The following is a 17,708-nucleotide window of genomic DNA, read 5'->3' as shown; positions in this document are numbered from 1 at the left end:
TAACTTCGCTCGTAAGGGCGACCTTAAGAGCGCAGCCTCGCTACCGTGCCGTCCTCTCGCAAGGCGGCCTTCGCCGGAGGGTATCCCAGGTCCTGCAGCCCGGAGTTCGTCAGCGACCATTTTCTCGGTTGGGATCAGCATGCTCTGCGTAAGCGTCTTGCCTTTGCGTCGCGTTTTGACCACCGGCAATTCGCTCATAGTTCACCTCCAGGAACTCCCCTACAGAAGACGAACAAGGATGCCGCAATCCGACAGAATCTCGGATTGATTTGATTGCCGTGGCTCGAGGCCACAACCATGAACCCACAAAGACGTCTCCGGCCGGACACTTAGCAACCCGGACACTTAGCAACGAAGCCGACACAGCGGGACACCGAGGCGGATACTGTCCGCACGAATTCCTTGCAATGCACACATCAAAATCCCCGCTTGCCTTATGGCGCCGGGGTGTTTGGCTCCGTGCTGCCCAACGGAACGGAACTCTACTTCTTCGCCGACATGGCTCGAGCTGCAGCTCTAACCGGCATCGCGGTTGGTCAAGGCGATGTGGCAGCAGCCGGAACCGTGGCCCGCCGTCCAGGTGACGTTGTCGAAGCGCACTCCGGTGGCCTCGAACAGGCCGCGATCGAAGGCGCCGGCGATGCGGCAGAGCGTGGCGAGCTTCTCGTCATCGATGCCGGCTTCGACCCAGGCGTCCTTCAGCGGGCAGCGCCTGACCCTGAAGGCGATGCGGTCCGGGCCGCGTTCGACATCGGTCGGATACATGCGGCCGCCATCCGGGCTGACGGCCAGGAACGCCTCGCCGATCGCCGGTGCGTCGTTGGGGCCGAAATCGGCGAAGGCCGCCGCCGCAACCTCCCTGCCTCGCCGTTCGATGGTGCGGATCATGATCGCCTCAGCCTTTTCCGCGCCAACTTCCGCGGTCAGCTCGTCGAGCAACAGACGATAGAGATCGGCACGGTTGCGGAAGGCGGAATCGAGTTCGCGCGACAGTTTTTCGGCTCGGGCTTCGGCGTCGGTCATGATGCGTCCTGTTCGATCCTTGACAGTCTTGGCGCTGCCGCCACCAGCGCCTTGCCGATCGCGGATTGCGGCGCGTCGATGACGCTGCGGGCATCGCCGCTCTCGGCAATTCGCCCGGCGTCCAGAATGGCCATGCGGTGGGCGATGGCACGGACGACGCCGAGATCGTGCGAAATGAACAGATAGGCGATGCGCTCCTCGCGTTGAAGATCGAGCAGCAGTTGCAGGATCTGCGCGCGAACCGAAACGTCGAGCGCCGACACGGCCTCGTCGAGCACGATCAGCGACGGTTTCGTGGCAATGGCGCGGGCGATTGCAACGCGCTGGCGTTGGCCGCCGGAAATCTCGTGAATGGCGCGGCCGGCGAGACCGGGGCTGAGGCCGACGCGTTCCAGCAGAGCTGCAATTCGGCGCGGGCGCTCGGGGCCGGAGGCAATGTGATGGATGCGCAGAGGGTCGTCGAGCACACGCGCGACTGTGGCGCGTGGGTTCAAGGCGGCGAGCGGATCCTGAAACACCATCTGAAGACGGGCGCGCCGGCCGCGCAAGGCAGCGCCGTTCAGCGACAGGAAATCGCTGCCTTCAAATTCGATACTGCCGGTATCGAATTCGACGAGCCGGAGCACTAGACGAGCTATCGTCGACTTGCCGCTGCCGGAAGGTCCGGCCAGCGCCAGCGTCTCGCCGGGGTCGATGTGGAAGGAAACGTCGTCGACCGCGGCGATGGTCTTGCCGCCGCGACTGTATCGTTTGGTCAGGCCGGAAACGGCGAGCAGCGGACTGGTCATGTTCGCCGCAACAGCGGCTCGGCGTCGAAGCCGAGATGAGCGTCAAGCAGCACACGAGTGTATGCGTGACGCGGCGCATTGACGATTTGGGCTGTCGAATCGAGCTCGAGCAGCTCGCCATGCCGGAACACCGCTATGCGCTCTGCAAGCTCAGCGGCCAGCGCAATGTCGTGGCTGATGAACAGCAGCGTCATACCGTCCTCGGCCACCAGTCGCCGGATCAGCCCGACAATCTCGGCCTGCACGATGGTGTCCAGCGCACTGGTCGCCTCGTCGGCGACCAGCAGTTTCGGCCCGGCCGCAATCGCTGCGGCGATCGCCACGCGCTGCTTCTGGCCGCCGGAGAGCTGATGTGGAAAGGCACGCAAAGCGACATCGGGGTCGGGCAGACGGACCCGTTCGAGCAGGGTTTTTGCCTTGGCATAGGCGTCTCGCCAACTGAGGCCGAGATGGGTGTAGGCGACTTCCGCGATCTGCTTGCCTATTGGCATCACCGGATCGAGACTTGCGGATGGGTCCTGGAAAATAAAGCCGATGTCACGGCCACCGATTGGAGCATGGTCGCGAAGACCGGCAGGTGCCTTGGCACCAAACATTGGTGGCGGGCGCAGGAGCCAATCGATACGGCCTTCGATCTTGGCAGTGGCCGGCAGCAGCCCGGCAATGGCTAGCGCCAGCGTGCTCTTGCCGGAACCGCTCTCGCCGATGATGGCAAAGCGCTCGCCGGCGGGGATGTCGAGGCTGACATTCTTTAGCGCCGCCACCTCGGCGCCGTCGCGGCGATAGGTCACCGTCAGACTGCGAATCGAAGCAAGCGCCGTCACGACAGGCTCCTCCTCATCGCCGTGGTCTCGACGACGCCTTCGCCGGTGAGATAGACGCCGAGCACGGTCAGCACGAGCGCTACGCCCGGAATGATCGACAGGAAGGGCGCGGTGCGCAGCACGGCGCGGCCTTCGGCGATCATGCCGCCCCAGGTTACGCGGTTGGGGTCGCCAAGGCCGAGGAAGGACAATGCCGCTTCGGTGAGAATCGCCGCGGCGACGATCACCGACGACAAAGCCATTACCGGCGGCAGCGCATTGGGGAGCACCTCGCGAAAGGCGATCTCCAGCGGATGCATGCCGATGACGCGGGCGCCGGCAACAAAATCGCGCTCGCGGATCGACAGCACTTCGGCGCGCGCCACGCGTGCCGGTCCGGTCCAGGCGCCCAGCGCGATCGCAGCGACGATGACGCCGAGCGACGGCCCGACGATGCTGACGAAAGCCAAAGCCAGCAGAAAGGCTGGGACGGTCTGGAAAGCGTCGGTGATGCGCATCAGCATCTCGTCGACAAGACCGCCGGCAAAGCCGGCCAACGTGCCGATCACGGCACCGACGGCAAGGGCGGCGGCGGCTGCTGCCAGCCCGACCGCCAGCGAGGTGCGGGCGCCGTGGAAAAGCTCGGCAAGCACGTTGCGGCCGAGGCGGTCGGTGCCGAGTGGCAACGACCAGTCCTGGAACGGCGGCAGCAACGCCGGCCCGGCAATCGCCTGCGGATCGCCGGGAAAGAACAAAGGTGCGGCAAGCGCGACGGCAAACAGCGCCGCCAGGATGACCGCGCCGGCGATCGCTTCCGGGGTCCGGAGAAAGCGGCGAAGCGGGCTCACGCGCCGGCCTCACTGGCGCCGACGCGCGGATCGAGGAAGGCGTAGGCGATGTCGACGAGAAGGTTGATGATGACGACCAGGACAGCGCTGGTGAGAATAATGCCGAGCAGTAGTGGGGTATCCCGCGCGGCCACCGCTTCCTGCGCCAGCCGGCCGAGGCCGGGGACGGAAAAGACGCTCTCGATGACGACGCTGCCGCCCAGCATTTGCGCCGACTGCAGGCCGAACATGGTGACCAGCGGCAACAGCGCGTTACGGGCGACGTGAGCGAGCACGATGCGACGGCGGGAAAGTCCCCTGGCACGGGCGGCCAGCACAAAGTCCTGCCGCCACACCTCGGCCATGCCGGCGCGCATCATGCGCAGATAGAGCGCGAGATAAATGAAGCCGAGCGCCGAAACCGGCAGGACGAGATGGCGGGCGATGTCGGCGGCGCGATCGAGGCCGCTCTTGGCCGAGGCGATACTCTCGATGCCGCCGATCGGAAACCAGCGCAGGTCGACGGCGAAGACAATGATCAGCACAAGCCCGAGCCAGAAGCCCGGCACGGCATAGAGCGCCAGCGAACCGATGGACAGGAAACGATCGCGGAAGCTGCCGGGACTGGCGCCGACATAGATGCCGAGAGCCGAGCCGAGGCCGAAGGAGAGCGCCGTGGCGCTCCCCATCAACAGCAGCGTGTTGGGCAGGCGCTCGAGGATGACATCGCGGATCGGCCGCGAAAAGCTGACCGATTGGCCGAGATCGAGATGCAGCAGCGCCCAAAGATAATTGGCCAGCCGCGTCAGCTCCGACTGGTCGAGCCCCCAGCGGTGACGCAACAGCTCGATCATGCCGGCGTCGCCACCGGTCGAGACAATGTAGGCATCGACCGCATCGCCGGGAGCGGCTTCGAGCAACAGGAACGTGCCGATGACGACAATCAGCAGCACGAAGATGCTGCCGACGAGACGGCGGCGAAGGAGGATGACGGCGCGGGTCATGGCGCAACGCCGATAGGAGAGCCAAGTCTTCCGTGCCGCGCTTTACGGCGCCCCCCTCTGTCCTGCCGGACATCTCCCCCACAAGGAGGGAGATTGGCAGTTTCGGCGATGCCGGCCGTCTTGCAACGCTGGAGATTGGCGAAAGCGACAATGACAGCCGATCTCCCCCCTCGTGGGGGAGATGTCCGGCAGGACAGAGGGGGGCGCGAAGGAACTCTCATAGCCGAAGCTGAGCACCCACATAGGCGATGTGCAAGTCTTGAGCCGACCTGCCTAAGCCTCCAGCCAAGTGTCCGCCCAGTTCGATACCGCCCAGCGCGGGTTGTTGGCGATGTTGTTGACCGTATCGCGGGCGACGCTGATGAAACTCCATTCGGCGACGTTGATCAGCGGCAGGTCGGCGGCAACTTTTCTCTGGAACTCCTTGTAGAGTTCGGTGCGGGCGGCGGTGTCGAGCGTCTCCGATGCCTTGGCGATCAGGGCGTCGAGATCGGCATTCTTGTAGCCACCCTGGTTGGAGAAGGGCACGCCGTCGGGAATACCGCTCTGCACCAGGATGGTGGTCGAGATCGCCGGATCGCCGCGGAACACCGGCGGCCCGACCGCAAGGTCGAAGGCGTGGTCGGTGTAAACCGCCTTGATGTGCGCGGCAGAGTCGTTGTTGACCAGCTGGGCGTCGATGCCAATGACGGCGAGCGCCTGGCGCAGATAGTCGCCGAACTGCTTGGTTTCGTTGAAGTAAGGCGCCGGCAGCAATCTCAATGAAAAGCGCTTGCCGTCATCGCCCCGGCTGTAGCCGGCCTCGTCAAGCAAGGCATTGGCCTTGGCGACGTCGAAAGCGTAGGTCGGCACGTCGGCGGTGTAGAATTGCGGGTCGTTTTTCGGCACCGGGCCAGTGGCGGTGGCGGCATAGCCAAGGAATACCGTCTCGACGACGAAATCCTTGTCGATGGCGTGAGCGATCGCCTGGCGTACTTTCAGGTCGGCCAACTCCTTGCGGCGATGATTGATCTCGACGACGAGCTGGTAGGTCAGCCCTTCATAACCCTTGGTGATCACCTTGAGACCGGGCACTTTGGAGATGCGGTCGAGATCGGCCAGGGGCACGGCGGAGAAGGCGGCGAGCTGGATCTCTTCGGCTTCCAGGGCGCTGGCCGCCGACGTGCGGTCCGGCAGCACCTGATAGATGATCTCGTCGAGATAGGGCTCGTCCTTGCCCCAATAGTCGGTGTTCTTCTCCAGCCGGTAATATTCGCCGGGCTTGTGTTCGGCAAATTTGAACGGTCCGGTGCCGACCGGGGCGTTGTTGGCCGGGTTGTCCTCGATCTTTCCGGTCTCGTAGATGTGCTTGGGCACCACGCTGCTCAGCGCCGGCAAGGCGTTGCGGATCAGCTGGAACGGTGTCGGCTTGGCGAATTTGAACACGGCGGTGGTTTCGTCCGGCGTGTCGACGGCCTCCAGATCCTTGAACACGGTGCGGCCGAGATTCTGCAGCGGCTTCCAGACCTGCAGCGCCGAGAAGGCGACATCGGCTGAGGTGAATGGCTTCCCATCATGCCATTTGACGCCCTCGCGCAGTTTGAACGTCAGCGACAGGCCGTCGGCGGCACCTTCCCAGCTGAGCGCCAGCCGCGGATCGAGCCCATCCTTGCCGCCGAAGGAGGCCTCGGCCAAGGTTTCCACGATCTTGCTCGAGATGAAGAAGACGCCGTTCGAGGCGACAATCGCCGGATTGAGATTGCGCGGCTCGGAATCGGCAGCGACAACCAGTCGTCCGCCCTTTCTCGGCGTCTGCGCCGAGCCGATCGTCGGCATGGCGGTGGAGGCCAACAGCAACGCCGAACCGGCCAGCATTGTACGTCTGGAAATGGTGAACTCTGGCATGATCGAACTCCGTCCTCTCCGCGGACCCAGCCGGGTCCGCCGTACCCCTCGGACGCTCGTAAGCATCCTGCAAAGCTGATTATGGGCCTTGTGCGGGGTTTCGCCAAAGACGGAATTGGCGCATCTCTACGTGGCTTTGAAATTTCCGTCCGCTGGACCAGTTGTACAGAAAACGGTTCGACGCGCGGTTCTAGCAGGACCAGGCTGGGGTAAAGTGCAGCAGGTGGAGCAGCTTTTGGGGCTGGTTCGCCCGTTCTGGCTGGACCAGATCGGGCAAAATGATGCAGATTTAAGCATAGCCGAGGTTCAGAGCCGGAAAAGCCGGTGCCGGCGAGCGGCCGGCTAAGGGATTTCAGGGAGAGAGACATGAACATTGCCCCAGGCAAGAATGCCGTCGGCAGCGTGCCGTTCGACCAGGCCAGGGTGGACGGGCTGATGGAGGAGGCCGGCATCGACGTGCTGCTCGCCACCTCCAAGCACAACACGCAATATCTGCTTGGCGGCTACAAGTTCATCTTCTTCGCCGCCATGGATGCAATCGGCCACAGCCGTTATCTGCCTTTCGTCGTCTATGAGAAAGGTGGGCCGGAGCATGCCGCCTACATCGGCAACCGCATGGAAGGCGGCGAGCACCAGAATCATCCATTCTGGACGCCGACACTGCATGCCGCCTGCTGGGGTACGCTCGATGCCGCCAATCTGGCGGTCGAGCATTTGCGAAAGATCACCAAGGGCAATGCCCACATCGGCATCGAGCCCGCCTTCCTGCCGTCCGACGCCTATATGCTGATCCGCAACGCGCTGCCGGATGCCAAGCTGATCGATGCGACTGATATGCTGGAGCGCATGCGGGCAATCAAAACCGAGGCGGAGCTGGAAAAGCTGCGCATCGCTTCGGAGCTGATCACCGATTCCATGCTGGCGACCATCGGCTGGGCACGCGAAGGCACGACAAAGAGCGAGATCATCGAACATCTCAGGCGCGAGGAGACCAATCGCGGCGCGCATTTCGAATATTGCCTGTTGACGCTAGGCTCCAGCCACAACCGCGCAGCCTCGCCGCAGGCGTGGAAACGGGGCGAAGTGATGTCGATCGATTCCGGGGGCAACTACCACGGCTATATCGGCGATCTTTGCCGCATGGGCGTGCTGGGCGACCCTGACGCCGAACTCGAGGATCTGCTGGCCGAGATCGAGACAGTGCAGCAGGCGGCCTTCTCCAAGGTCAAGGCGGGCACGCTGGGCGGTGACATGATTTCTCATGCCGAAGGCGTTCTGAAGAAATCCAAGGTTGCGGCCTATACTGATTTTTTCGCGCATGGCATGGGGCTGATCACGCATGAAGCGCCGTTCCTGATGACCAACCATCCGGTGACATATGAAGGCACCTATGCCGCAAAGCCGCTGGAGAAGAACATGGTGCTTTCGGTCGAGACGACCATGCTCCACCCGACGCGCGGCTTCATCAAGCTGGAGGACACGGTGGCGGTGACCGATGCCGGCTACGTCATGTTCGGCGATCGGGGCCGGGGCTGGAACAGAGGCGGGGGCGGCTTAGGCGCTGGTACCTAGCCCGTTCTTGAGATTACCTCGTTCGAGCAAACAATTGGTCACACCAGCGAGCATTTGCCGATATGGAACGCGAACTGCCCAAGCAGGTCTTTATCGACGGGTGCGAGCAGATCTCCATGGAGTTCGAACCGATTGGGTTCCGCTTTGCGAAAACCGGTCCTCATGCGAGTCGTCGGGCCGGCGACTGGGCATTCAAAATCTCCTTTCAATCAAACTATCTGAACGTCGGCGGCGAGTACGTCGAACTCGTCGTGCATGCGTCGGTCTACAGCAAGGCAATAAAGGAGTGGGACGAGCGGACATGGAACATCGCAAACCCGCATACCCGCCAGGCTGAAATCGCGAACATCGTTGCCAACATCCAAACGACTGTCCTGCCGCTCTTCGAACGTTTCGACGTTCCGCGCAAACTAGCCGAACAGGTCGCATGTTCTGAAGTTCCGGGCTTCATGTTCCCTGAAAATGCTGTTCGATTTGTACTCTGGCAGCTTGGTCCGGAGGCAGCGGAAAACTGTTTGTCCTACTGGGTGGCGCGCTTACCTTCGCCGGATGCTTTCCGATCAGAGCGCGATGTCCCCACTTTGCCGGATAGGCTCGCTCTGGGAAGCGATACTAACAACCTAGCAAGGGTCGCTCGTGCGATGAAGATTGGCCTCAGCCTGTGACATTATCTGCCCGGCGGGATCAACCTGAAATCCGGCAACTCCCGCAATGCCAGTTCCGGCCCTGCCGGCGAATAGACGACGAAAAGCTGCATGCCCGCATCGCCGGTATTGAGCGTCGAGTGGAAGCGGCTTTCCGGCACATAGATGGTGCAGCCGGGGCCGACTTTCTCGACGACCGGGTTGCCTTTCTCGTCTTCGACCATCTGCTCGCCATTGCCTGAGATGACAAAGATGATCTCCTCCGCACCCGGATGGTTATGACGCGTATGGCCTTTGCCTGACGGTAGGTCGACGACACCACCGGAAAATCGCTTTGCGCCGTTCACTTCGGGAGCGACCGTCAGCGACAGCCTGCCCCAGTCGAAGCCGAAGGCGCTGACGTCTTTTGGATATACGAATACCTTGCTGTTCTCCGTCATCGTTCCACCCTTCTGTTTGCTGGTCTCTACGCAGCGCCGAACGTGACCGCCTTGAAATCCGCCGTCTGCCTGGCGATTGAGGCTTCCGCCGGCAGCCGCTCCATCGAACTGGCGCCATAGAACCCGTGCAGGCCCTTGCAGCGCTCGAGAACATATCTGGCGTCGTCCGGCATCGAGATCGGCCCGCCATGGCAAAGCAGGATCATATCCTCGCGCACTGAGCGTGCCGCTTTGGCGATGGCGTCGATCTCGCTCACACAGTCGTCCAGCGATTTAGCCGATGTCGCGCCAATCGAGCCGCCGGTGGTCACCCCCATATGGGCGACGACGATGTCGGCGCCAGCTGTTGTCATGGCGCGCGCCTCGTCTGCGTTGAAGACATAGGGCGTGGTCAACAGGTCGAGTTTGTGAGCCTCGGCGATCATGTCGACCTCGAGCCCGAAGCCCATGCCGGTTTCTTCAAAACTCTGCCGCATCTGGCCGTCGAACAGGCCGATAGTCGGAAAGTTCTGCACACCGGAAAAACCCATCGTCTTCAACTCGGCCAAAAGCAGCGGCATGATGACGAAGGGATCGGTGCCGTTGACGCCGGCCAGCACCGGCGTCTTCTTCACTACCGGCAGCACTTCGTAGGCCATTTCCTTGACGATCTCGTTGGCGTTACCATAGGCGAGCAGGCCGGCGGCCGAGCCGCGCCCGGCCATGCGGTAGCGGCCCGAATTGTAGATGATGATCAGGTCGATGCCGCCGGCTTCCTCTGCCTTGGCCGACAGGCCGGTGCCGGCACCGCCGCCGACGATCGGCACGCCGTCCGCGATCATCTTGCGGAATTTCTCCAGGATTTTCTTGCGCGGTATGGCGGCCATGTCTTGGTGTCTCACTGTCTGGCGATGTCGAGGAAGGCCGTTGTGGCAGCCCAGGCGAATTCGGGGTCGTTGATATGAAGCGGCAAACGCAGCACGCGCCGCGTTTTGGCGGGTTTGATGGTACGCTCGATCGCCTCGAACAAAGCGGCATCGGCTTCAGGGTCGAAGAAGGCGCCGCCTTCAATGTCGAGCGCCGACACGCCTTTCTCCGGAATGAGGAAACGAACCGGACCCTGGCAGAGGCTCAGCCTTGCACCGATCCATTCGCCGATCGTTCTGCTTTCGTCGGCAGTGGTGCGCATCAGTGTGACGTTTGGATTGTGCTCATAGAACAGCCGGCCGCGATAGCGTTCCGGAATTGTCGGCGGCGCCCAGAAATTGACCATGTCGAGCGCGCCGACCGAGCCGACATAAGGCAGCCCGGTGCGGGCGATGGCGCCAAAGCGATCCTCGGTCGCCGGCAGCACGCCGCCAAACAGCAAGTCGCAGACTTCGGTCGTTGTGATGTCGATGACGCCGGACAACAGGCCGCTGTCGGCCAATTTTTCCATGGTGCGGCCGCCGGTGCCGGTGGCATGAAAGACCATGCAGTCATAAGTCGAACGAAGCTCATCGGCGATCGCGGTCACGCATGGCGTGGTGACGCCGAACATGGTGAGGCCGAGCGACGGTTTGCCGTCGGGCGGCGGCGCCGGCTTTGTCGCCATGCCTGATATCGCCTGGGCGGCATTGTGCAGCACGACACGCGAAAGCCGGTTGAGGCCGGCCATGTCGGTCACCGACGGCATCATGACGATGTCGGAGACGTCGACGTAAGGCGCGGTGTCACCCGAGGCCAACGTCGAAACCATGATCTTGGGCAGACCGAGCGGCAGCGTGCGCATGCCTGCGGTGATGATCGAAGTGCCGCCACCGCCGCCAATGCCGATAATCCCGGCAATATCGCTGCGCGACTGGACAAACCGGGCAAAGGCGGCAGCCATCGCCGCCACCGCGGTGCCGCGATCGTCGACGCCGAGTACGGCATTGCGACCCTCGGAATGGTGGCTGGCGACCTCGTCTGCCGAAACATCGACCGGCGCGGTCGCGCCGCGTGTTCCGATGTCGACACGGGCAATCGAAGCGCCGGTAGCGGCGACCGCATCGGCCAGAAACGCGAGTTCCTCGCCCTTGGTGTCGGCGGTGCCCACCACATAGATGCGCTTCATCGCGTTTCCCCGGTCTTGGGCGTGTTCGGCGCTGCCGCCCCTTTTTGTCCGGCCGTTCGACGGCGCGAAGGACCATTGCAATTTTTTGAGACACGCGTATCGTATTGACATGAATGTCTCACGTCAACAGGCGGCAATCGACGACGATGCCAGCCAAGGGCCGAACCCCCAGGTAGAGCGCGGGGCCCGCGCGCGCACCAGGCGTCTCATGCTGGAGACGGCGACAAAGCTGATGCAGGCGGGCGCCACGCCCTCCGTCAGCGAGGTGGCGGAGGCAGCGGAGGTCTCGCGCGCCACCGCCTATCGGTATTTTCCGAGCCAGGCGGCGTTGGTGCAGGCGGTGGTCGATGAGGGGCTTGGGCCGATCCTTACGTGGAAATCGAGCTCTGCCGATCCCGAGCGCCGGGTCGCCGAGCTGTTCGAGACCGCCATGCCGCGCATCGAGGTCTTCGAAGCGACGTTCAAGGCGGCGCTGAAACTGTCGCTCGACCAGTGGGCGCAGCGACAGGCAGGCACGCTTGACGGCGAACCTGCCTTCACCCGCGGCCATCGCGTCGATCTCTTGAAAGATGCGATCGCGCCACTCAAAGGCCGGTTGCCGCCGCGCGAATTCAAGCGGCTCGCGCAGGCGCTGTCATTGATCTTCGGTGTTGAGGTGCTGATCGTTTTAAAGGATATATGGGGATTGGATAGCCGCAGTATGATGTCGGTTGCGCAATGGGCGGCCGGCGCTCTTGTGCGCGCGGCTATGACCGAATCGATGATTGAAGGAGATGGGATCGCGCCGATGACCGCCGTGAGATGACGCCAATCTGGTTCGACCAGATTTTCAACCTGGCTATTCATGCTACTAGCGATGCAGCGGCCCAAGTAAGGCATTCATGTATCAAGGAGTAGGAAAATTCAGGGAAAACAGGCAGATATCGCAGAAGCCAACTTGTCTGCGTGTCCGCCACCGTCCAAGAAAGGGCTTGACGTTCCTCTTAAATTGGTAATACCAGATCAGGACAAATAAAGCGGATCAAAGGTGAAGGCTGAGATCCGTTTCGGTCGAGCGAGGAGGCTCACAGACCGAAACGGTGCCGTCACGGGAGGACTACCAGGGCCGGCCTCGATGCCGGTTCTCATGAACGGTAGAATGCGCACAAGGGAGGAAATCATTATGCGCAAGACAATGACCAGCTTGCTTGCTGGTATCGGCCTAGTGCTCGCCTGCGGAACGTCCGTCTACGCGCAGGAAAAGGAACTTACAATCTTCTGGGCGGAATGGGATCCGGCCAATTACCTGCAGGAACTCGGCAACGAGTACGAGAAGGAAACCGGCGTCAAGATCACGGTGGAAACCACACCGTGGCCCGACTTCCAGACCAAGGCCTTCACCGAGTTCAACGCCCATGGCGACGCCTACGATATGGTCGTCGGCGACTCGCAATGGCTTGGTGCTGGCTCGACCGGTGGCCACTATGTCGACCTGACCGACTTCTTCAACAAGCACAAGGTCGGTGAAGTGATGGCACCGGCCACGGTGAAATACTATGCCGAATATCCGGGCGGCAGCAGCAAGTACTGGGCCATTCCGCTCGAAGGCGACGCCGTCGGCTGGTCCTATCGCAAGGACTGGTTCGAAGACCCCAAGGAAAAGGAAGCCTTCAAGGCCAAGTATGGCTACGATCTCGACGTGCCGAAGGATTTCAAGGCGCTACGCGACATCGCCGAATTCTTCTACCGGCCGGACCAGAAAAAATACGGCATCGCCATCTACACCGACAATTCTTATGACGCGATGGCGATGGGCTTCGAAAACGCGCTGTTCTCCTTTGGCGGCGAGCTGGGTGACTATAAGACCTACAAGGTCGATGGCTTCATCAACTCCGACAAGGCGATCGCGGCGCTCGACGCCTACAAGGAACTCTACAAGTTCACGCCTCCGGGCTGGGCCAAGTCGTTCTTCGTCGAGGACAACCAGGCGATCACTGAAAACCTGGCCGCGATGAGCATGAACTACTTCGCGTTCTTCCCCTCGTTGATCAACGAGGCGTCGAACCCGAACGCCAAGAACACCGGCTTCTTCGCCAATCCAGCCGGACCTGGCGGCGACCAGTTCGCCGCACTCGGCGGTCAGGGCATCTCCATCGTTTCCTACTCGCAGAAGCAGGAAGAGGCGACGAAGTTCCTGGAATGGTTCATCAAGGACGAGACCCAGAAGAAATGGGCAGCGCTTGGCGGCTACACCTGCAGTGCCGCCGTGCTCAAGTCGCCCGAATTCCAGAACGCCACGCCCTACAACAAGGCGTTCTACGAGACCATGTTCAAGGTCAAGGACTTCTGGGCGGTTCCGGAATATGCGGAACTGCTGCAGCAGCTCAACCAGCGCATCTATCCTTACATGATCGGCGGCGAAGGCACCGCCAAGGAGACGCTGGACGCACTGGCAGCCGACTGGAACGCGACCTTCAAGAAATACGGCCGCGGCCAATAAGCATGAAGTTTCACGGAGGGGGCGTTCGTGCCTCCTCCGTTTCTTTTTCTGATTCTTGAACCGGGAGCAGGGTCTTGGCGACCACGATGATCACCACGCTGGACAGGTCCTCGCGGGCCGCCGCTCGCGGTCTAAGCGACATTTCGATCCGCAATCTCTTCATCATCCCGACGATCCTGTTTCTGATCGTCTTCAACATCTTCCCGCTGATCTATTCGCTGGGCTATTCGTTCACCGATTTCCGCGCCTCGACCAGCGCGGCGGCGAATTTCGTCGGGCTGCAAAACTATCGCGACCTGCTCAGCGATCCCTATGTCTGGTCCAACTTCGCCATCACCGCAAAATACGTCATCATCTCGGTCGCCGGCCAGCTGCTCGTCGGCTTCGGCGTTGCCATGCTGCTCAATCGCGACATTCCGCTCAAGGGCCTGCTGACGACGCTCCTGTTGTTGCCGATGATGCTGTCGATGGCCGTCGTCGGCCTGTTCTGGAAGCTGCTCTACGATCCGTCCTTCGGCATCATCAATTATGCGCTCGGCCTCGGCACCTTCGAATGGCTGTCGAATCCGAAAATGGCGCTCTATGCGGTTGCGCTGACCGACATCTGGATGTGGTCGCCCTTCGTCATGCTGTTGTCGCTGGCCGGCCTGTCGGCCGTGCCCAAGCATCTCTACGAGGCAGCCGCGATCGACAGGGCCGGACCGTTCTACACCTTCTTCCGCATAACGCTGCCGCTGGTTGCGCCGATCCTGATGATCGCGGTCATCTTCCGCACCATGGAGGCGTTCAAGACCTTCGACCTCGCCTACATCCTGACCAGCCAGCCGACGGCCGAGCTGATCTCGATCCGGCTCTACAAGATGGCGTTCCAGGAATGGCAGACCGGGCGTTCCTGCGCGCTCGCCTACATCGTGCTAATCATGGTGCTGGCGATCACCAACATCTATGTCAAATACCTCAACAAGGTGAAGGAGCGCTGAGATGGCCGCAGTCCGCACTTCTTCCGAAATCACCTTCAACCGGGTCGCCATCGTCGCTGTCCTGCTGGTGACGATCATCTTCCTGGCGCCGATCTACTGGATCGCCTCGACGGCGTTCAAGCCGCGCAACCTCGCCACCACCATTCCGCCGACGGTGGTTTTCCAGCCGGAGATATCGCCCTTCGTCAAGTTGTTTACCAAGCGTTCGCAGCTGCGCAGCCCGCCGTCGCCGGAGGAGTACGCGGCTGCGCCGTGGTGGGAGCGCGTCGTCTTCAATGGGGGCGAAAAGATCGTGCGCGACGGCAAGGGCCAGGTGCAGTGGTCGGGCTATCCGAGCCGTTTCATGAACTCACTGATCGTTGCCATAACCTCGACCGTCCTGGCCGTCGGCATGGGCACCTTCACCGCCTATGGGTTCTCGCGCTTCAAGGTAAAAGGCGAGGCGGACCTACTGTTCTTCATCCTGTCGACACGCATGCTGCCGCCGGTGGTCGTCGCCATTCCGATGTTCCTGATGTACCGGGCGGTCGGCCTCAACGATTCCCATATCGGCCTGATCATCCTTTACACCGCCTTCAACCTGTCCTTCTCGGTGTGGCTGATGAAAGGCTTCATGGACGAGATCCCCAAGGAGTATGAGGAGGCGGCCCTCGTCGACGGCTATACGCGCATGGAGGCCTTCTTCAAGATCGTGCTGCCCGAGGCCGCCACCGGCATCGCCGCCACCGCCGTGTTCTGCTTTATCACGGCGTGGAACGAATATGCCTTCGCACTGATCATGACCAGCCGCCGTGCCCAGACAGCACCGCCCTTCATCCCCAGCCAGGTCGGTTCCGGCCTGCCGGACTGGACGGTGATTGCCGCCGGAACCTTCCTGTTCCTGCTGCCGGTCGCGATCTTCACCTTCCTGCTCCGTAATCACCTGTTGCGCGGCATGTCGTTTGGAGCGATCCGCAAATGAGCTTTCGCGAGATCAACCAGAAATATCTCGAACCGGGCAGCCAGGTGCTGATGGTGCTCGGTATCATCGCGCTCTGCCAGCCGTGGAACATGCTGCTGCACAGCTATGGCGTGACCATCATCCTGATCGGCCTGATCGGCTTCAACATCACCTCCAAGATCGCGCCGGAGGAGAAGGCCGGCACCGGGCAAGGGGCAAATCCGGGGGCACAGCATTGACCCAGATCGAGCTTCGAGGCGTCCAGAAATATTTCGGCGCCGTGCAGGTCATAAAGGACCTCAACCTGAAGATCGACGACAACGAGTTCATCGTGCTGCTCGGCCAGTCGGGCTGCGGGAAGACGACGACGCTCAGGGCGATTGCCGGGCTGGAGACGATCGACGGCGGCGACATCCTCATCGACGGCAAGCCGGTCCAGCACCTCAAGGCCGCCGATCGCGATATCGCCATGGTCTTCCAGTCGTTCTCGCTCTATCCGCATATGAGCGTCTATGAGAACATCGCCTTTCCGCTCAGGGCGACGCGCAAGAGCAAGGCCGAGATCGACAGCGAGGTGCGCTCGGTCGCCAAGACGCTGCAGATCAGCGATCTCCTCGCCAAGAAACCGTCGGCGCTGTCGGGCGGCGACATGCAGCGCGTGGCGATCGGCCGAGCCTTGGTGCGGCGGCCGAAGGCGATGCTGATGGACGAGCCGATCGGGGCGCTCGATGCCAAGCTGCGCGAGGAGATGCGGGCCGAGATCAAGCGGCTGCACATCAAGCAGGGCTCGACCAGCATCTACGTCACCCACGACCAGATCGAGGCGATGAGCCTCGCCGACCGCATCGTCATCATGCATGAAGGTGTGCTGCAGCAGGTTGGCTCGCCGGACGAGGTCTATTCGCATCCGGCGAACCTTTTCGTCGCGCAATTTGTAGGCAGCCCGGTGATGAACGTCGCCGACGCTTCGGTGACCGAGAAAGCCTCGTCGGCCTCGGTCACCGTCGGCGATGCGGCCGCCGGTTTCGAATTCCCGCGCGCCTTGCTGTCGAAGCTCAACGGCCATGCCGGCGGCCAACTCGCGCTCGGCATCCGGCCGGAAGGCGTCCTCGTCCGCCGCGAAGCAGCCGAAGGGTTCTTGCCGGTGGAGACGCAGATCGTCGAGCCGCTCGGCTCCTTCGACATCGTCGACCTCAAGGTCGGCTCCAAGATGCTGCGTGCGCGCACCAAGAGCGGCTTCATCGGCGGCCCCGGCGAAAGAGTCTTCGTCAGAATCGATCCCGGCCAGGCGCATTTCTTCGACACGGCGAGCGGCAAATCGCTGGGAGTGAGACTCTGATGGCCCACATCCAGCTCAAGAACATCTCGAAGAAATTCGGCAACCACACCGCCTTGACCGGGCTCGATCTCGACATCGCCGATGGCGAGTTCTTCGTCCTGCTCGGCGAGACCGGCGCCGGCAAGACGACGACGCTGCGCATGATTGCCGGCCTGGAAAAACCGAGCGAAGGTCAGGTCTTGATCGACGGCGTCGATGTCGCCGATTGGGGCGCGGCGGAGCGCGACGTGGCGCTGGTGCTGCAGCAATATTCACTCTACCCGCGCTATACCGTACGCCAAAACCTCGAATTTCCGCTGAAGCCGAAAATCCGCCGGCTGCCCGATGCCGAGATCAAGGATCGCGTCGACCGCGCCGCCAGGACGCTGCGGATCGAGCATCTACTCGACCGCAAGACCGACCGGCTTTCAGGCGGCGAGATGCAGCGCGTCTCGATCGGCCGCGCCATCGTGCGCAAGCCGAGGGTATTCCTGATGGATGAGCCGTTGTCGGCGCTCGACGCCAAATTGCGCGAAGCGCTGCGCACCGAATTGAAGAACCTGCAGATGCAGCTTGGCGCCACCTTCCTGTTCGTGACGCACGATCAGATCGAGGCGATGTCGATGGGTGACAAGGTCGGCGTGCTCAACCATGGCCGCATCGTCCAGACCGGCACGCCGTACGAGATCTACAACAATCCGCGCGACACCTACGTGGCAAGCTTCGTCGGCTCGCCGCCGATGAACCTCATCGACGGCAAGCTTGTCAACGGACGTGCGGTGATGGCACCGCTGAATTTCGAATTGCCGTTTTCGGGGGGTGCCAAGACTTCGGGGGGGCTAAAGACGGGCGCGGGGGGCCCGCGGCGCCCCCCCCGCGTAGGGGTTAGGCCGGAAAAACTGGTAGTAGAGACCCGCCCCGCGGGCGCGGGG

The 17,708-nt window shown here is 62.2% G+C and carries 18 protein-coding genes and 1 pseudogene; 9 read left to right on the top strand and 10 right to left on the bottom strand.

Annotation, left to right across the window (positions count from 1 at the left end; translation table 11 throughout):
- The 7 genes and pseudogenes from NKH04_RS31370 to NKH04_RS31340 all read right to left on the bottom strand — a co-directional run.
- Positions 1-198 (bottom strand): annotated as a pseudogene (locus tag NKH04_RS31370) (hypothetical protein); the annotation flags it as partial.
- Between the two features lie 318 nt (positions 199-516).
- Entirely contained in the window at positions 517-1,023 is a 507-nt protein-coding gene (locus tag NKH04_RS31365; RefSeq protein WP_352474855.1) for an L-2-amino-thiazoline-4-carboxylic acid hydrolase, read from the bottom strand.
- Positions 1,020-1,811 (bottom strand): ATP-binding cassette domain-containing protein, encoded by a 792-nt coding sequence (locus NKH04_RS31360; RefSeq protein WP_352474856.1) that lies wholly within the window; start codon positions 1,809-1,811, stop codon positions 1,020-1,022. The genes NKH04_RS31365 and NKH04_RS31360 overlap by 4 nt, the downstream gene beginning before the upstream one ends.
- Positions 1,808-2,635, bottom strand: a complete 828-nt coding sequence (locus tag NKH04_RS31355) for an ABC transporter ATP-binding protein (protein ID WP_352474857.1) — start codon at positions 2,633-2,635, stop codon at positions 1,808-1,810. Before NKH04_RS31355 ends, NKH04_RS31360 begins: the two co-directional genes overlap by 4 nt.
- Positions 2,632-3,462: an ABC transporter permease gene (locus NKH04_RS31350; protein WP_352448411.1), complete on the bottom strand. Its 831-nt coding sequence runs from the start codon at positions 3,460-3,462 to the stop codon at positions 2,632-2,634. The genes NKH04_RS31355 and NKH04_RS31350 overlap by 4 nt, the downstream gene beginning before the upstream one ends.
- Positions 3,459-4,445 carry an ABC transporter permease gene (locus NKH04_RS31345; protein ID WP_352474859.1) on the bottom strand — a complete coding sequence of 329 codons (987 nt, stop codon included), beginning with the start codon at positions 4,443-4,445 and terminating at the stop codon, positions 3,459-3,461. Before NKH04_RS31345 ends, NKH04_RS31350 begins: the two co-directional genes overlap by 4 nt.
- A 273-nt stretch (positions 4,446-4,718) precedes the next feature.
- Positions 4,719-6,329 (bottom strand): ABC transporter substrate-binding protein, encoded by a 1,611-nt coding sequence (locus NKH04_RS31340; RefSeq protein ID WP_352474860.1) that lies wholly within the window; start codon positions 6,327-6,329, stop codon positions 4,719-4,721.
- Positions 6,330-6,695: 366 nt separating this feature from the next.
- Here NKH04_RS31340 and NKH04_RS31335 point away from each other — a divergent pair, with 366 nt between their 5' ends.
- Positions 6,696-7,901: a M24 family metallopeptidase gene (locus NKH04_RS31335; RefSeq protein WP_352474861.1), complete on the top strand. Its 1,206-nt coding sequence runs from the start codon at positions 6,696-6,698 to the stop codon at positions 7,899-7,901.
- A gap of 62 nt (positions 7,902-7,963) precedes the next feature.
- A complete protein-coding gene (locus NKH04_RS31330; RefSeq protein ID WP_352474862.1) occupies positions 7,964-8,566 on the top strand; it encodes a hypothetical protein in 603 nt (200 codons plus the stop codon).
- Positions 8,567-8,568: 2 nt separating this feature from the next.
- Here the strand turns inward: NKH04_RS31330 and NKH04_RS31325 are convergent, their stop codons facing one another.
- The 3 genes from NKH04_RS31325 to NKH04_RS31315 are packed head-to-tail and all read right to left on the bottom strand — an operon-like array spanning position 8,569 to position 11,059.
- The gene (locus NKH04_RS31325) at positions 8,569-8,985 is read right to left on the bottom strand and encodes a cupin domain-containing protein (protein ID WP_352474863.1); all 417 of its coding nucleotides are present in this window, start codon (positions 8,983-8,985) and stop codon (positions 8,569-8,571) included.
- Between the two features lie 26 nt (positions 8,986-9,011).
- Positions 9,012-9,851 (bottom strand): phosphoenolpyruvate hydrolase family protein, encoded by an 840-nt coding sequence (locus NKH04_RS31320; protein WP_352474864.1) that lies wholly within the window; start codon positions 9,849-9,851, stop codon positions 9,012-9,014.
- A gap of 11 nt (positions 9,852-9,862) precedes the next feature.
- A complete protein-coding gene (locus NKH04_RS31315; protein ID WP_352474865.1) occupies positions 9,863-11,059 on the bottom strand; it encodes a Tm-1-like ATP-binding domain-containing protein in 1,197 nt (398 codons plus the stop codon).
- 109 nt (positions 11,060-11,168) lie between these two features.
- Between NKH04_RS31315 and NKH04_RS31310 the strand changes: the two genes are divergently transcribed.
- From NKH04_RS31310 to NKH04_RS31280, 7 genes are all read left to right on the top strand, one after another.
- Complete coding sequence (locus NKH04_RS31310) at positions 11,169-11,864, top strand: TetR/AcrR family transcriptional regulator (protein WP_502896450.1); 696 nt, start codon at positions 11,169-11,171, stop codon at positions 11,862-11,864.
- Between the two features lie 357 nt (positions 11,865-12,221).
- Entirely contained in the window at positions 12,222-13,538 is a 1,317-nt protein-coding gene (locus tag NKH04_RS31305; RefSeq protein WP_352448404.1) for an ABC transporter substrate-binding protein, read from the top strand.
- A gap of 74 nt (positions 13,539-13,612) precedes the next feature.
- Positions 13,613-14,518, top strand: coding sequence for a carbohydrate ABC transporter permease (locus NKH04_RS31300; RefSeq protein ID WP_254816733.1), 906 nt, complete (start codon positions 13,613-13,615; stop codon positions 14,516-14,518).
- Position 14,519: 1 nt separating this feature from the next.
- On the top strand, positions 14,520-15,479 hold the full coding sequence (locus tag NKH04_RS31295) for a carbohydrate ABC transporter permease (protein WP_292661213.1): 960 nt from the start codon (positions 14,520-14,522) through the stop codon (positions 15,477-15,479).
- The gene (locus NKH04_RS31290) at positions 15,476-15,697 is read left to right on the top strand and encodes a hypothetical protein (protein ID WP_352474866.1); all 222 of its coding nucleotides are present in this window, start codon (positions 15,476-15,478) and stop codon (positions 15,695-15,697) included. Before NKH04_RS31295 ends, NKH04_RS31290 begins: the two co-directional genes overlap by 4 nt.
- On the top strand, positions 15,694-16,797 hold the full coding sequence (locus NKH04_RS31285) for an ABC transporter ATP-binding protein (protein WP_352474867.1): 1,104 nt from the start codon (positions 15,694-15,696) through the stop codon (positions 16,795-16,797). Before NKH04_RS31290 ends, NKH04_RS31285 begins: the two co-directional genes overlap by 4 nt.
- A partial coding sequence (locus tag NKH04_RS31280) for an ABC transporter ATP-binding protein (RefSeq protein WP_353045504.1) occupies positions 16,797-17,708 on the top strand: 912 nt, incomplete at its 3' end. The genes NKH04_RS31285 and NKH04_RS31280, both read left to right, overlap by 1 nt.

Source organism: Mesorhizobium sp. M1365 (genome assembly GCF_040317865.1).
Classification (GTDB): Bacteria; Pseudomonadota; Alphaproteobacteria; order Rhizobiales; family Rhizobiaceae; genus Mesorhizobium.
Note: the sequence above shows the minus strand (reverse complement) of the source record. Positions and strands in the feature narration are given on the sequence as shown.